10 protein-coding genes are annotated in these 14857 nt (G+C 67.7%); 3 read left to right on the forward strand and 7 right to left on the reverse strand.

The window, feature by feature from the left end; genetic code table 11:
• Positions 1–47: 47 nt before the first annotated feature.
• Positions 48–944, reverse strand: a complete 897-nt coding sequence (locus tag BWQ93_RS17260; RefSeq protein WP_077032501.1) for an AraC family transcriptional regulator — start codon at positions 942–944, stop codon at positions 48–50.
• Positions 945–1108: 164 nt separating this feature from the next.
• Here BWQ93_RS17260 and BWQ93_RS17265 point away from each other — a divergent pair, with 164 nt between their 5' ends.
• Entirely contained in the window at positions 1109–1840 is a 732-nt protein-coding gene (locus BWQ93_RS17265; protein WP_077031570.1) for an SDR family oxidoreductase, read from the forward strand.
• 51 nt (positions 1841–1891) lie between these two features.
• On the opposite strand, the gene BWQ93_RS17270 is transcribed toward BWQ93_RS17265, so the two are convergent.
• Complete coding sequence (locus tag BWQ93_RS17270) at positions 1892–2485, reverse strand: TetR family transcriptional regulator C-terminal domain-containing protein (protein WP_077031571.1); 594 nt, start codon at positions 2483–2485, stop codon at positions 1892–1894.
• 33 nt (positions 2486–2518) lie between these two features.
• Here BWQ93_RS17270 and BWQ93_RS17275 point away from each other — a divergent pair, with 33 nt between their 5' ends.
• Together BWQ93_RS17275 and BWQ93_RS17280 are read left to right on the forward strand one after the other, a co-directional pair.
• Positions 2519–3700, forward strand: coding sequence for an aromatic ring-hydroxylating oxygenase subunit alpha (locus BWQ93_RS17275; RefSeq protein ID WP_077031572.1), 1182 nt, complete (start codon positions 2519–2521; stop codon positions 3698–3700).
• Entirely contained in the window at positions 3697–5304 is a 1608-nt protein-coding gene (locus tag BWQ93_RS17280; RefSeq protein WP_077031573.1) for a phytoene desaturase family protein, read from the forward strand. The genes BWQ93_RS17275 and BWQ93_RS17280 overlap by 4 nt, the downstream gene beginning before the upstream one ends.
• Here BWQ93_RS17280 and BWQ93_RS17285 read toward each other — a convergent pair.
• From BWQ93_RS17285 to BWQ93_RS17305, 5 genes are all read right to left on the reverse strand, one after another.
• Entirely contained in the window at positions 5263–7254 is a 1992-nt protein-coding gene (locus tag BWQ93_RS17285) for an AAA family ATPase (protein WP_077031574.1), read from the reverse strand. The two genes, BWQ93_RS17280 and BWQ93_RS17285, sit on opposite strands and share 42 nt — an antisense overlap.
• Positions 7255–7498: 244 nt before the next feature.
• A complete protein-coding gene (locus BWQ93_RS17290) occupies positions 7499–8815 on the reverse strand; it encodes an APC family permease (protein ID WP_077031575.1) in 1317 nt (438 codons plus the stop codon).
• 13 nt (positions 8816–8828) lie between these two features.
• A complete protein-coding gene (locus BWQ93_RS17295) occupies positions 8829–11213 on the reverse strand; it encodes a TonB-dependent receptor (RefSeq protein ID WP_077031576.1) in 2385 nt (794 codons plus the stop codon).
• Positions 11214–11354: 141 nt separating this feature from the next.
• Positions 11355–13169, reverse strand: a complete 1815-nt coding sequence (locus BWQ93_RS17300; protein ID WP_077031577.1) for a sulfotransferase — start codon at positions 13167–13169, stop codon at positions 11355–11357.
• 5 nt (positions 13170–13174) lie between these two features.
• Positions 13175–14812, reverse strand: coding sequence for a DsbA family protein (locus tag BWQ93_RS17305; RefSeq protein ID WP_077031578.1), 1638 nt, complete (start codon positions 14810–14812; stop codon positions 13175–13177).
• Positions 14813–14857 lie beyond the last annotated feature (45 nt).

The following is a 14857-nucleotide window of genomic DNA, read 5'->3' on the forward strand; positions in this document are numbered from 1 at the left end:
TCCCCTCGCGCCTGCAGAAGGGGGAGAGCGTACATCGGCTCTATCCTTCACCCCGGCAACCCCGCCGGCATCGCCCGCAGCCTTGCCGCATCGCGCAGCGGCGGCATGCCGAATGCCTTGGCATAGTCGCGGCTGAACTGCGACGGGCTGTCATAGCCGACCTGGAATCCCGCGCTTGCCGCGTCGATCGCTTCGGATACCATCAACCGCCGCGCTTCGAGCAGGCGCAGCCGGGTTCGGTATTGCAGCGGACTGAATCGCGTCACGCTCTTGAAATGCTCGTGGAAGGACGACGGGCTCATCCCCGCCAGCCCTGCCAGATGGTCGATGCTGAACGCTCCGGAATAATGATCCTTGATCCACGCCACCGCGCGGCTGATCTGGTGCAGCCTTGTGTCGGCGGTCGCGATATGGCGCAGCATCGCGCCCCGCGGTCCGGACAGCAGCCGATAGAGCAATTCGCGCTCGATCAGCGGTGCCAGCGCGGGAATATCACCGGGCGTGTCGAGCAAGCGCAGCAGCCGCAACGCGGTGTCGCGCATCGCAGGGTCGACCTGGCCCACCGCGATCGATGCCGCATGGTCGCCGCGCGGCACACGATCGTCATGCGCGAGCAGCAACTCGCTCAGCACCGCGACGTCGAGGTCCAGCTTCAGGCACAGATAGGGGTTCTCGGCGCTGGCCTTGAGTACCATGCCGGTCACTGGCAGGTCGACCGACACCACCAGATATTGCGCGCTGTCGTAAACGAAGCCGGTATCGCCGATCAGCACCCGCTTGCGCCCGCTGATCGCGAGGCACAACGACGGCTCATAGACCACCGGCATCGGTTCGCCCGCTTCGGAGCTACGGACAAGCGATATACGCGGTAGCGGGCAGGGGTGGATGCCGTCGCTCGGCCGGTGGCGAAGCAGGATGTCCCGCATTTCTTGTAAGCTCGTCATGATCGCGGTGTCGCATCCCGATCTGGGGCCCGCAAGCGCAAAGTCCACCATGCGGAGGATCGTGCAATCATCGCGGAGCTGCGATCTACCGCTCCTATCCCGACCGGGCCCAACAAGTCTCCAGCGAACGGCAAGGCGCCGCTCGGCAGACAAGGAGACCGACCATGACGACCACCGACAAAGTCATCCTCATCACCGGCGCGAGCAGCGGTATCGGCGCCGCTACGGCGCGCGAGCTCGCCGCCACCGGTGCAAAACTGCTCCTCGGCGCGCGCCGCACCGATCGGCTCGAAGCGCTGGCGGCCGAGATCGCCGCCGCCGGCGGCACTGCCGAGTTTCGCGCTCTCGACGTCACCAACCGCGCCGACATGCAGGCTTTCGTTGATCATGCCACCCAGCGCTTTGGCCGCTTCGATGTGCTGGTCAACAATGCCGGCATCATGCCCCTGTCGCCGCTCGCCGCGCTCGAAACGGCCAATTGGGACGCGATGATCGACGTCAATATCCGCGGCGTCCTCAACGGCATTGCAGCCGCGCTGCCCGGCTTCACCGCGCAGGGTTCGGGGCATTTCGTCAATGTCGCCTCTTTGGGCGCACATTATGTCGTGCCCACCGGTGCGGTCTATTGCGCGACCAAATTCGCCGTCTGGGCTATCACCGACGGCATTCGCCAGGAACATCAGGATATCCGCGCGACGATCATCTCGCCCGGCGTCGTCGAATCCGAACTCGGCCATGATATCACCGATCCGGAAAGCGCCGCCGCCATGGCCGAATTCCGCAGCATCGCGATCACCCCCGACGCGATCGCTCGCGCGATCCGATTCGCGGTCGAACAGCCCGCCGATGTCGACGTCAGCGAAATCATCGTTCGTCCGGTGAAGGGCAGCTTCTGACGATCCGTTCCCCGGCGAAAGCCGGGGTCCACCAGGAAAGGGCGGCGTTGCTCAGTCGAGTAGCGCCGCGACCGCCTGTTCGATCATCGTCGTCGCCGCGTCGGCGCCGAAGCTTTGTGCGTCGAGCGACAATTCGAGCCACAGCCCGTCGACCATCGCGGTCAGCATGATCGCCAGCCGGTCGGCATCGCGCGCGCCGCACGCCGCGAGCAGTTCGGCCAGCCGCGCGCGATAACCGGCATAGCTTTCGGCGTGGATCAAAGTCATGCGCGCGTCGCTCCGGGCCAGCGCCCAAAAGGCGGTCCAGGCGCCGAGCAGCTCGGGATCAGTGACGGGGGGACGGAAGCTTGCGGTGAGATAGGCGTTCAGCCGCGCGCGCGGATCGCCGCCCGCGCTCTCGACCGCAGCGGCGAAGATCGCGTCCATCCGGTCGCTCGTCGCCTGATAGGTGGCGGCGACCAGATCGTCGATCCCCGCGAAATAATGGCGCAAAAGCCCGGGCGACACCCCGGCGCGCGCGCAGATCGCGCGCACGTTCGTCGCCGCCAGGCCGAGCTCGGCGAGACACGCCGCGGTCGCGTCGATCAGGTCGGCGCGGCGGGCATCGGCGCTTGCGCGCGTAAAGGCTTGGCGAGCGGGCTGCATCTTGTTATACGCTTGTACAACAAGGATCGACTCATGGCAACGCTGCGCGACACTTTCGATAACATCGACCCGCTCGACGGCTGGTCACTGCCGGCGTGGACCTACAGCGACCCCGAATATCACGCGGTCGAACTCGACCGCATCTTTCGCCCCAGCTGGCAGGTCGTCTGCCACGACAGCGACATCCCGAATGTGGGCGACTGGCACAGCATCGACTATTGCGGCGAGAGCGTGATCCTGGTGCGCGGCACCGACCGTCAGGTGCGCGCTTTCACCAACGTCTGCCGCCACCGCGGCTCGCGCCTGCTCGACGGCGCGGCGGGCTGCGCGAAGAAGCTCGTCTGCCCCTATCACGCCTGGACCTACGAACTCGACGGCCGCCTCACCGGCGTGCCCGACAGCGCGAGCTACCCGACGCTCGACAAGGGCAAGGCGGGGCTCGTCCCCGTCGGGCTCGAACAATGGCGCGGCTTCTGGTTCGTCCGGCTCGAGGATGACGGCGGCCCGTCGGTCGCGTCGATGATGGCGCCTTATGAGGCGATGGTCGAACCCTATCGCTTCGAGGAACTCGGTGCGCTCGGCCGCGTCACGCTGCGTCCGCGCGAGGTCAACTGGAAGAATGTCGGCGACAATTATTCGGACGGCCTCCACATCCCCGTTGCGCACCCGGGCCTCACGCGGCTGTTCGGCAAGAGCTATGGTGTCGAGGCGCAGGATAATGTCGACCGCATGTGGGGCGATTTGATCGACCGGCCGTCGGTCAACTGGTCCGAACGCATGTACCAGCGGCTGCTGCCGCCGGTCCCGCATCTGCCCGAAGATCGCCAGCGCCACTGGCTCTATTTCAAGCTCTGGCCGAACGTCGCCTTCGACATCTACCCCGACCAGGTCGACTTCATGCAGTGGCTGCCGACCGGCCCGACGACCTGCCTGATCCGCGAGATCAGCTACGTCCTCCCCGACGCTTATTCAAAAGAGTGGCGCCGCGAGATGAAGGCGACGCGCTACCTCAACTGGCGTATCAATCGGCAGGTCAACGCCGAGGACACCGAACTGATCACCCGCGTCCAGCAGGGCATGGCGTCGAAGAGCTTCTCGATGGGCCCGCTCAGCGACAAGGAAGTCTGCCTTAAGCATTTCTGTTCGCGGATGCGCGACCTGATCCCGGAATCCCGCCTCGACCAAGCCCCGCGTGCGGGATGGAGCCAAAAATGACCAAAAAATACGACGCGCTGATCATCGGCGCCGGCCACAATGGCCTCGTCTGCGCCTTCTACCTCGCCAAGGCGGGGCTCAAGGTCCGTATCGTAGAGGCGCGCGACGTCGTCGGCGGCGCCGCGGTGACCGAGGAATTCGCGCCGGGTTTCCGCAATTCGGTCGCGAGCTACACGGTCAGCCTGCTCCAGCCCAAGGTGATCGCCGATATGAAGCTCGCCGATCATGGCTATCGCGTGATCGAGCGGCCGATCAGCAATTTCCTGCCGCAGGAGGATGGCAGTTACCTCAAGCTCGGCGGCGGGCTCGAACGCACCCAGGCCGAGTTCCGCAAATTCAGCGCGCGCGATGCCGAGGTGCTGCCGCAATATTATGACGCGCTCGAAAATGTCGCCGAACTGCTCCGCGACCTCGCGCTGCGTGTGCCGCCCAATGTGGGCGAAGGGTTCCGCACGCTGATCGACGGCGCGCGGCAGGGGCGGCGCTTCGCAGGGCTCAGCCTCGAACAGCAGCGCGACGTGCTCGACCTGTTCACCAAGTCGGCGCGCACGATGCTCGACTCCTGGTTCGAAAGCGAGGAGGTCAAGGCGGCGTTCGGTTTCGACGCCGTCGTCGGCAACTACGCCAGCCCCGACACGCCGGGCAGCGCCTATGTCCTGCTCCACCACGTCTTCGGCGAGGTGAATGGCAAGAAAGGCGCTTGGGGCCACAGCGTCGGCGGCATGGGCAAGACCACCGAGATCATGGCCAAGGTCTGCCGCGACCTCGGCGTCGAGATCAGCCTCGAAAGTCCGGTCGACAAGGTACTTGTCGATGGCGACAAAGCCGTCGGGGTGAAGCTCGCCGGCGGCGAGGAGATCGCCGCCGCGCGCGTCATCGCCAATGTCGGGCCGAAATTGCTCTACGAACGGCTGATGGACGCCGCCGACCTGCCGGGCGACTTCCGGCGCCGTATCCGCGGCTTCAAGGCGGGCAGCGGTACGTTCCGCATGAATGTGGCGCTCAGCGAACTGCCCAAATTCACCTGCCTGCCCGAGCCGGGCGAGCATCACCAGTCGGGGATCATCCTCGCGCCGACGCTCGACTATATGGACCGCGCCTTCCTCGATGCGAAACAGTTCGGCTGGTCGAAGAAGCCGATCGTCGAAATGCTGATCCCCTCGACCGTCGACGACAGCCTCGCGCCGCCCGGACAGCATGTCGCCAGCCTCTTCTGCCAGCAATTCGCGCCCGAGCTTCCTGACGACCGCGACTGGGACGATGAGGAAGGCGCCGCCGCCGATGCGATCATCGACACCGTCGAAGAACATGCCCCCGGCTTCCGCGCCAGCATCGTCGGCCAGACGCGCCTGTCGCCCAAGGGACTCGAAAGGAAGTTCGGCCTCATCGGCGGCGACATCATGCACGGCAATATGACGCTCGACCAGCTGTGGGCGGCGCGCCCGGTGCTCGGCAACGGCGGTTATCGCGGCCCGGTCAAGAACCTCTATATGTGCGGCGCGGGTGCCCACCCCGGCGGCGGCGTCACCGGCGCGCCGGGGCACAACGCCGCGGAGGTGGTGCTACGCGACCGGGGTTTCTTCGCGCCCCGGTGGCGCGCCTGATCCGAAGCCGATCGGCTGCGGCATCGCCGGGCGCGCCGCGCGCTCGCGCTGCAGCCGTTCGACCAGCGCCGCATCGTTCGCCGCGCCGGTAAAGCGCGTCTGCCGCGCAACGACCGCGAAGTCGCCGAGCGTCAGCCCGCCGAGCTGACCCAGCGCCGCCGGTGCCTCGCGGCCGAAGAAATGGGCGAATGCCCGCCGCGCCCGCGCGGCGTCGAGCGGGCGCAACTCGACCTTGAAAACGAAGCGCCGCGCCGACGCGGGGTCGAGCTTCGCGGCATGGTTGGTCGCCGCGGCAAAGGGCAGCGGATGCTCCGCCATCCAGGTTAAAAGCTCGTTGACCTGGCTGACCTCCCAGCCTCGCGACGCCCCCTGCCGGTCGGCGAGCAGCGAATCGACCTCGTCGAAGAAGAGCATCGCGCCCTGCCGCCGCGCCTCGGCAAAGGCGCTCGCGATCGCCTTTTCGGTCTCGCCGACCCATTTCGACATCAGGTCCGACGCGCGCTTGATATGCAGCGGCCGCCCGAGCTGCCGCGCCAGCGCCTGCACCGCCTCGGTCTTGCCCGTGCCCGGCGGTCCCGTGAGCAGCAGCGAGAAATCGGCGGGCGCGCCGGTGCGGGCCAAGGCGCCGAACAGCGCGGGCAGGTCGGTGTCGGCGGCGAGCAAGGTCTCGTCGAAGGCGCCTTGCGGGCGCGGTGCGATCGTCTCGCCGCGCAGCGTTCCGAGCACCGATCCGGCGAAGCGGCTGGCGCTCGCGGCGTCGCCTGCGAGCGCCGCCGCGCGGGCCGCGATGCGGAACAGCGATGCCGTCTCGGGCGCCGTGGCGGCCAGCGCCTGCAGCGCGGGATCGACCGCGACGCTTTCCTCGGCGCTCACGCGCTCGAGCATCGCCGGGCTGTGCGCGGCGCCGGGGAAGTCCATGGGGATCGACAGGCTGAAGCGCCGCAGGATCGCGGCATCGACGTCGGCGACCGCGTTCGACGTCCAGATCACCGGCACGACATTGTCTTCGAGCAGGCGATTGACGAACAGCTTCGATCCCGCGCGATCGCGCACGCGGCCGTCCTGCTCGCGCCGGGCATTGCCGAGCAGATCTTCCATCTCGTCGAACAGCAGCAGCGCGCGCCCGCGCTTTTCGAGCGTGCGCAGCGCCAGCCGCAGCGCGGCGACGCGGTCGAAGCGGCTGGGCTCGTCGCCGTCGCCGTCGGCCTCGCCGACCCCGTGCAGCGGTTCGCCGACCGCGGCGGCCAGCGTGCGCGCCAGCTCGGTCTTGCCCGTCCCCGGCGGGCCGTGGATCAGGATGTTGATCCCGCGCGCCCCGCGGTCGATCGCCCCGCGCAGCAGTGCGATGGCCAGCTCGGCCTCGCCACGCTGCGCCGGGAAGTCTTCGAGCGCATGGCGCGCCGCCTGCCGTGCGCCGAGCAGGCCGTCGAGCAGGCTTTCGTGGCGCCCCGGCGGGGCGTCGAGCAGCCGCTCGAACGCCCAGCAGAGGCCGAACTCGACCCCGCCGCCCTTGTCGGTCCAGCGCCCGACGAGGTCGAGCCGCACCACCTCGGCGCGGCGCAGCGCGTGCGGCGCGATCCCGGTGACCGCGCCTGCCAGCGCCTCCATGTCGAGTTTCTCGGTCCCGATCAGCTGCTCGAGGCTGCGGGTCAGCGGGGCGCGGTCGAGCGCCGTCGCGAGCAGCAGCAACGCGCGTTCCTCGCCCGGCAGTTCGAGCGCCTCGGCCAGCCGGTCCGCCTGGATCAGCCCTTCGTCCTCGCGCGCGCCCGGCGGCGGGGCCGAAGTCTCCGCCAGCAGCGCCGCGCGCGAGATATTTTTTTCGTCGAACCCGAGCGCGGCGGCGCGCGCGCGGGCCCAGCCGAGCAGCGCCCGGCCGGTCTTGGTCTTGCCCGGATGATCCGTGGCGATGGCGCGCGCGAGTGCGCGCGCCCAATGGCTGTCGTGCAACATAGATACCTGCCTGCGGCCGGCGGACGCAAAGCGCCCGGCGGCAGAAGTGATGATGGGCGGGTTGGAAATTGCGGCAGCGCCCGGGCGCACCGCGTCAGGAAATACGCGCTACGACAGCGGGCGGATGCCGCAGGGGTTCAAACCCTGGATGTTCCGGCGGTCCGACACGTCATTTCTCCAGAAAAGCCCGAATCCGAGCTTGTGGGACCGCGCCGATAGGCGATTCCGTAGCTGAAATCAAGGTTCAGGCGGCCGCAGGCCTCGCGTACCGCATCGCCAGATAGATCGGCAGCCCCGCGGCGGTCATGATCAGGCTCCACACGCTCGCCTCCAGCCCGGCGCCGTAAAAGGCCCAACCACTATAGAGAAACCCCGCGACCGTCGCCGCCACGAAACCCGGCGAGACCTTCATCTCGCCCCGCCGCTCGAGCCACAGCGCCGCGAGCGCGCCGACGATATAGAGGATGATCGCGGTCGAGGTCGTCACCTTGACCATGAAGGCGAAAAGGTCGGCGAGCCCGCGCGAATAATTGGCATAGACGATCACGCTCGCCAGCCCGCTCGAGACGAGCTGGGTGACCCACGGCGAGGCGAAACGATTGTCGCGCGCGAAAGCGGCGGGGAGCAGTCGGCGGTGCGCGAGGTCGCGCGGGATGTCGCCCTGCAGCAGCACGAAGCCGTTGAGCGCGCCGAGCGCCGCGATCGCCGCGAAGAGCGCGACGACCTGTCCCGCCTCGGGGCTGACGAGCCGCGAGAAGAAGGTCGCATAGGCCGCGTTCGAACTATGGAGCGTGTCGAGGGGCACCAGCAGCGTCACCGTCGTGCACGACAACAGATAGAGCAGGCCGACCGCTGCCGCCGCGATGACCGTCGCGCGCGGGATCGTCCGTTCGGGGTCCTTGACCCGGTCGCTGACGACGCACGCGCTTTCGAAACCCAGCAGCGCGAACAGGGTCAGCGTCGCCGCCGAGCTCACCGCCGACAGGCTGACCGGCTCGGTCCCCGCCATCGTCGGCGGGGGCGCGGTGCCGGTGCCGAGCGCCCAGATGCCCACGAAGATCGCGCCGACGACCGGGATCAGCTTGAGCCCGAGCGTCAGCAGCTGCGCGCCGCCCGCGCGCCGGACGCCGAACAGGTTGACGAGGGTGAAGAGCCAGATGCACCCGATCGCGATCCACGCGGTCAGCGGGCCGGCATCGGCGAGCCAGGGCATCAGGATCGACAGGTTGCTGAGCGCCGCGACCGCGAGCGTCGCGACCACCGTCCAGCAGCTGATCCAATAGCTCCACGCGACGATGAACCCGGTGCCCGGACCGAAGGCCTCTGCGGCATAGGTGAAGGCCGCGCACCCCGTCGGCAGCCGCTTCGCGAGCCGCGCAAAGACGATGGCGAGGCACAGGGTCCCGGCGATCGACACGCCCCAGCCGATGATCGCGTTCCAGCCCAAGGGAGCGAGATCGCGCGGGAGCAGGAACACCCCCGACCCGATCATATTGCCCATGCCGAGCGCGACGCACATCAAAAGGCCGAGCTTTTGGCCCGGCCTTTCGTTGGTGCTCATGTCGGCGGACAGGTCAGAAATCCTTGCTGACCTTGATCCCGATCAGGCGTGGACGGATGACATTGTCGTAAATGACGCCGCCGGTGCTGCTGATCCCGTCGGGATCGCCGCAGATCGACTCGCCGCACTGCACCCCGGCGTTGATCACGCCGTTGCTGTTGAACAGGTTCGTCGCGAACAGTTCGGCGTCCCAGCTGTCGCCCTTGATGCCGATGCTGACATCACCGGTCGTATAGGCGCCGAAATTCCCGACGATGCCGTTCTCGAACGGCCGCAGGTCGGACCGGCGCTTGCCGATATGGTTGAGCGCGAACTGGACGTGCGCCTCCATGTCGCCCACCGGGAATTCATAGCGCGCGACAGCGTTGCCCTTGAACTTGGCAGTGACCGGCAGGCGCGATCCAGCGGGGGCGAGCAGCGCATTGGTCTGGCCCGGCGGATCGATTGTGCAGTCGAACTCGTCGTTGGCGATACGACAGAAATCGCGGCGGATCGTCGCGTCGTTGTAACTGCCGCCCAGGTTCAGCGAGAAACCGCCCTCGCGGAAGTTGATGTCGGCCTCGAACCCGCGGATGCGGGCTATGCCCGCGTTGCGGATCTCGGTCAGCCCGTTGGCGCCCAGGAAGGACAGCTGGATATTGTTCCAATCCTCCTGATAGACTGCACCGTTGAAACGGAAGGGGCCGAAGCTGGTCTTGAAGCCGAACTCGTAATTGTCGAGCGTATCGGGGCCATAGGGGGGCAACGTGCCGCGGCGGTTGATGCCGCCGGGGCGGAAGCCGCGCGACCAGGTGCCATAGATCAAAACATCATCGTTGATCTTGTAGTTCAGGTTCAGCTTGTGGATGAAATCGGTGTCGCTGGTGCTCTTGTCGAGGTTGGTACAGGGCGAACCCGCGACGACCGGCGGGCCGAAGCATACCGCTTCGCCGGTGCGGCTCGAAAAGCCCGCCGAATAGCCGAAGAAGCCGACCAGGCTGTTGTCGAACTTGTACAGTCGCCCGCCGCCGGTCAGCGTCAGCTTGTCGGTGATGTCGAAGCTGATTTCGCCGAACGCGGCATAGTCGCGGTCGATGCGCAGCTGCTGGGTCAGCCAGATATTGCTGTCGGTGCCGGTGACGGTGATCGCGTCGCCGATGCCGTCGATGATGTAATTCTGTTCGATATTATGCGCCTGGCGCTGCCAGAAGAGCCCGCCGATGAAGCGGATACGCGCGTCGGCGGGCGACGCGACGCGGACTTCGGCGAAGCTGCGCTTATAACGGTCGATGCCCTGGATATATTGGTTCGGATTGACCGGGTCGCCATTATTGTCGGTGAAATAGGCGCCATAGCCGTAGAGCGCGTCATAGAAATAGGCATAGTCCGAATAGTCGCTCTCGGTCTCGGTCTTGCGGCGCATATGGCCGCCGGTAACGGTCAGGTCCCAATTGCCGATCTTGCCCTCGATGGTCATCGCGGCCTGGAACCATTTGTCGTCGCTGCGCTCGGGGTTGTATTGCACCGTCTGCAGCTTGCGGGTGACCGCGCTCGACCGTTCCTGGGCAAAGCTGCCGTCGGCTTTCTGGATCTGGCCCATCAGCGTCGGACGGATCGTCCAGTCGTCGTCCAGTTCGATGCCGAGCGCGAGGCGTGCGCCATAGGTGTCGACCTGGTTGTAATTTTCCTCCACCAGATCGGCATTATTCTGGGTGATGCCGCTGGTCGCATAGGTGCGGCTGCCCGCGATATTGTCGATATAGCCCGCGTCGCGGCGATACCAGCCGACCAGGCGCAGCGCCGCTCTTTCCCCCAGCGAGGCGTTGATGAAGCCTTCGGCGACGCCGCCGATGTCGCCGCTCTTGACCGTGTTGAGTTCGAGTCCCGCCGAACCATAGGTGCTGCCCGGATCGGGAGCATTGGTGATCAGCTTGATCGTGCCGGCCATCGAGCTGGCGCCATAGAGCGTGCCCTGCGGCCCGGCGAGCGCCTCGACGCGCGCGAAGTCATAGGCGTGGATGTCGAGTGCGCCCTGGATCGTCGTGATCGGCATTTCGTCGAGATAGGTGCCGACGGTCGGCAGCGAGGCCGAGTGGTTCGCGTTCTCGCCCGATGCGACGCCGCGGAAATAGACTTGGCTGAAACCGGGGGCGAGCGTCTGGATCGTCACCGAGGGCAGGAATTTGACGACGTCCTGGAATTCCTTGACCTGCAGCTCGTCCAGCCGTTCGGTGCCGATCGCGGTGATCGCGAGCGGCACGTCCTGCAGATTTTCCTCGCGCTTCGACGCGGTGACGACGATGTCGTCGCTGTCGTTCGTATCGGCCTCCTGTGCCAGCGCCGTGCCCGACGTGCACAGGATCGTAGTTGCAAGCAAAGCACCGCTGGCGCGTGCCAGTACGGATGTGACGTTACGCATGTGACCCCCCACAAATGACAGCTATGTGACGGAGAATGACGCAGTGCAGCGCAAGCGCAAGCATTGTTGGCGACGGAAAGCGGACATTGGTCGAAAATGTCGTCGGCTGTTGCCCAAAGGCAACGTTTTGTCCTGCAACCCTTATCCGAACGATGCCGGCGCCGCGGGATAGGCGGCGAGCACCGGGCCGAGCGCGTCCTTGAGTGGCCCGAGCCATGCGTCATAGGGGCGCCACTGGCCGACGCCGTCGCGGTTGATCGGCCGGCGCACCTGCTCGCTCGACGCGGTACGCACGGCGCGGACATTGGCGTGGAACGCCATGCAGGCGTCCTCGAATGGCTGCCCCAGAAAGGCGAGCATCGCGCGCACCTCGGCCTCGGGATCGTCGAGCAGGGCCTCGTGGATGACGCGGTGGACGGTTCCCGGCTGCACTGCGTCGATATGCGCCATCAGCCGCACATAATCGCGGTAATAGGCGCCCATGTCGGCCAGGCCATAGCTGAACGCCTGACCCTTCGCATAATGCTGACGGAAGTTCGAAAAGCCGCAGTCGAGCGGGTGGCGCCGCGCGTCGATGATCTTCGCATTGGGCAGGATCAGCCGGATCAGCGGGATATAGAGCCAATTGTTCGGCAGTTTGTCGATATAAAAGGGCCGGCCACTTTTCCGCTGGACCGCCGTGTCGGCGAGATATTTTGCACCCAGTTCGGCGAGCTTGTCGGCCGGTGCCTCGGCGAGCGCGTCGATCCAGCGCCGCCCTTCGCCCTTCGCCGCGCGGCCGAAACCCAAGGCCAGCGCCGGGATGTCGGGCAGCTCCATCGTGCCCTCGATCGCCGAATGGCTGGCCAATATCTGTTCGACCAGCGTCGATCCGGCGCGCGGCATGCCGAGGATGAAGATGGGGTCGGGGCGCGGGTCGCCCAGCCCGGCGCGGGCGTCAAAGAAATCGGCGGTGCAGGCGGCGATCGTCGCGTCGACGAGCGCCGTCGTATCCTTCGCCGCATAGCCGAGCTGGCCGCTGCGGATCGCATTGCCCTCGGCATAGTGGCGAAAGGCGGGCTCTGCTTCCCCGCCGTCGTCATAGGCCTTGCCGAGCGCGAAATGCAGGTGCAGCCGGTCGTCGTCACGGGCCGGATCGGCATCGTCGATCGCGGCCAGCGCCGCTGCCATCGTGGCGCGGTCGGCGGCATCGAACCGGATCGTCTTCAGGTTCGCGAGGCTCCACCATATCTCGCCGAGCCCCGGTTCGCTGGCAATCCCGCGGCGATAGGCGGCGATGCTGTCCTCTTGCCGCCCGACGGTCTTGAGCATATGGCCATAACTCATCCACAGCTTCGCGTGGCCGGGGAAGCGGGTGACCAGCGCCTCGTAAAGCGCCAGCGCCTCGTCATAGCCCCCGATGCGGCCGAGCGCGGCGGCCTTCAGATTGGCATGCGCGGGATTGTCAGGATCCTCGCCCAGCACCGCGCCCAGCATCTCGGCGGCGTCGGCGAAGCGGTTCTGCTTGTAATAGACGGTGGCGAGATTTGCGCGCGCGGCGCCGAAGCCGGGCGCGAGGTCGAGCGCTCGGCTGAGCAGTTTCTCGGCATCGCCATAGCGACCGATGCGCCCCGCCACCTCGGCGAGCATGCGGATCGCCGCGACGTCGGTCGCATCGGTCCTGAGCCGCGCGCGCAGCGCGCCTTCGGCGTCGGGCAGACGGTTCTCGGCGAGCGCCAGCGCCGCTTCGACCATGTCGGGATCGTGGATCGTCGCCGCCACCGCATCAAGCGAGGCCGCCTGCGCCTCGGTCTCGCGCCCCAGCGCGCGCAGCGCGTGCGCGGCGAGCCGATGCGCCGCGGCCGAGGTCGGCACCGCTTCGAGGATCGCGCGCGCCTGTTCGAGCGCGGCAGCGGGCTGGCCGTTCAGCAGGCGGCGGGCGTTGGCGATCGCGTCGTCGTGCGTGACCGTCGCCAAGCGCCTCAGCCCTTCGCCCGCGCCTTGGCGACCGCGTCGCGCAGCCCTTCGTAGCCGATCTGGCCTTGCAGCAGCTGGTCGCCGATCACCCAGGTCGGGGTCGCGTTGAGCTGGAGCTGGCTGGCGATCGCGAGATTGCTGTCGAGTTCGCGCTGGAACAAGGCCTCATTCGCGGTCGCGTCGGCGCTGCCGTCGGTGACGACGCCGGCCTTTTCCGCCGCGGCGGCGATCGCGCCGGCGTCGAGCGACGAGGCGCGGAACATCGCATGGTGGAAGGCGTCATATTTGCCCTGCCGCGCCGCGGCGAGCGCCATGATCGCGGCGTCGCGGCTCTGCGGCGAGATGATCGGCAGCTCGCGGAACACCACTTTCACGCGGCGGTCGCTGCGGATCAGCCGGTCGATGTCGGGCAGGCTCGCGCGGCAGAAGCCGCAGGCATAGTCGGTGAAGACCGTCAGCGTGACATCGCCGTCGGCATTGCCCGCCCAGGCGCCGGCATAGGGCTTTTCGAGCGCCGGACGGATCGCGTCGATCGCCTTCGCCATCTCGCGGTCGCGCTGCGCCGACAGCGCTTCGGGAATGATCTGCGGGTTGGCCTTGATATAGTCGGCGACGATCGTCTCGACCTCGCTCTTGCTCATCCCGCCGCCGAGGCGGCCGCCGAGCCAGAAGGTCGCGCCGAGCAGCAGGACCGCGGCGAGTACGATTGCCCAAAGGGGGGCGGGCAGGGCGAAACCGCCGCCGCTGCCCCCGCCGCCATGGCCGCGCCCCGGCGGGGGGCGATGCGGCGTGCGGTCGTCGGCGACGGGCGCAGAGATCGACGGCGGCGGGGCTGCGCTGGCGGCCTTGGCGGGCTTCGCCGCGGTCGGCTTGGGCGCCGCGAGTTCGATCCCCGGCTCGCCCGCGAACAATGGCAGGTCGGGGGCGGCGGGCTTGGCCGCCGCAGCGCTGGCTGAGGCTTCGGCCTCCTCGAGCGCGAGCAATTGTTCGAGCCCGGAGGGCGGCGGCGCGGCCTCTTCGCGCGGGGCGGGGCGCAGCTTGGTCGCGGCTTCGCCTAGGCTTTCCTTGCCCGCCTTCGCGGCCTGGCCCAGCGCGTCGCCGGCCTTGCCCGCGACCTCGCCCAGCCCGCGATGCGCGCCGCTCGAAAATTTGCCGACCTTGTCGCCGAGCGCCATCTTGTCCCATGCCCGCGCGCTCGCCGCGGCGACGGCCGCGCTGCCGCGCGCGGTCCCGCGCCCGGTGGCCTTCGCGGCGCGCGCGGTCGCATCCGCAGCGCGCCCCGCGATTTCGCGCGAACGGCGCGGGATCTCCATCGCCTCGACGCGCGCCGGGATATCGGCACGCTCACCGACGCGAATCGTCCACACGGCAAAAGCCCTGCTGCCGTCGCGGACCGCTTTCCACAGCCCGCTCGCCCCGGCCTTCAGCCGCTCGGTATCGACTGCTGGTGCCTTGGGCATACGCTCCTCGGCGGGATAGCGCGACATGTCGAGGCCGACGGGCGGCACCTCGCGCGGCTTGGCAAGGCCGCTGTCGGGCGCGGCGCCGGGCGCCGGGCGCGGTGGTTCGGCCGGCGCGGGCGCCGCCGGCGCCGCCGGGTCGCGCAGCCACGGCTGGTAATAATCGTCTTTTTTATCCGTCACTTGTCGCCCTTATGCATCGCCATCGCGACGCATTCCCCAATTCGC

This window comes from Sphingopyxis sp. QXT-31, assembly GCF_001984035.1.
Taxonomy (GTDB): Bacteria; Pseudomonadota; Alphaproteobacteria; order Sphingomonadales; family Sphingomonadaceae; genus Sphingopyxis.

Coding starts and splice junctions, on each gene's coding strand:
- BWQ93_RS17270 (WP_077031571.1), bottom strand. CDS start 2,485: ATGCAGCCCGCTCGCCAAGCCTTTACGCGCGCAAGCGCCGATGCCCGC.
- BWQ93_RS17280 (WP_077031573.1), top strand. CDS start 3,697: ATGACCAAAAAATACGACGCGCTGATCATCGGCGCCGGCCACAATGGC.
- BWQ93_RS17295 (WP_077031576.1), bottom strand. CDS start 11,213: ATGCGTAACGTCACATCCGTACTGGCACGCGCCAGCGGTGCTTTGCTT.
- BWQ93_RS17260 (WP_077032501.1), bottom strand. CDS start 944: ATGACGAGCTTACAAGAAATGCGGGACATCCTGCTTCGCCACCGGCCG.
- BWQ93_RS17275 (WP_077031572.1), top strand. CDS start 2,519: ATGGCAACGCTGCGCGACACTTTCGATAACATCGACCCGCTCGACGGC.
- BWQ93_RS17290 (WP_077031575.1), bottom strand. CDS start 8,815: ATGAGCACCAACGAAAGGCCGGGCCAAAAGCTCGGCCTTTTGATGTGC.
- BWQ93_RS17265 (WP_077031570.1), top strand. CDS start 1,109: ATGACGACCACCGACAAAGTCATCCTCATCACCGGCGCGAGCAGCGGT.
- BWQ93_RS17285 (WP_077031574.1), bottom strand. CDS start 7,254: ATGTTGCACGACAGCCATTGGGCGCGCGCACTCGCGCGCGCCATCGCC.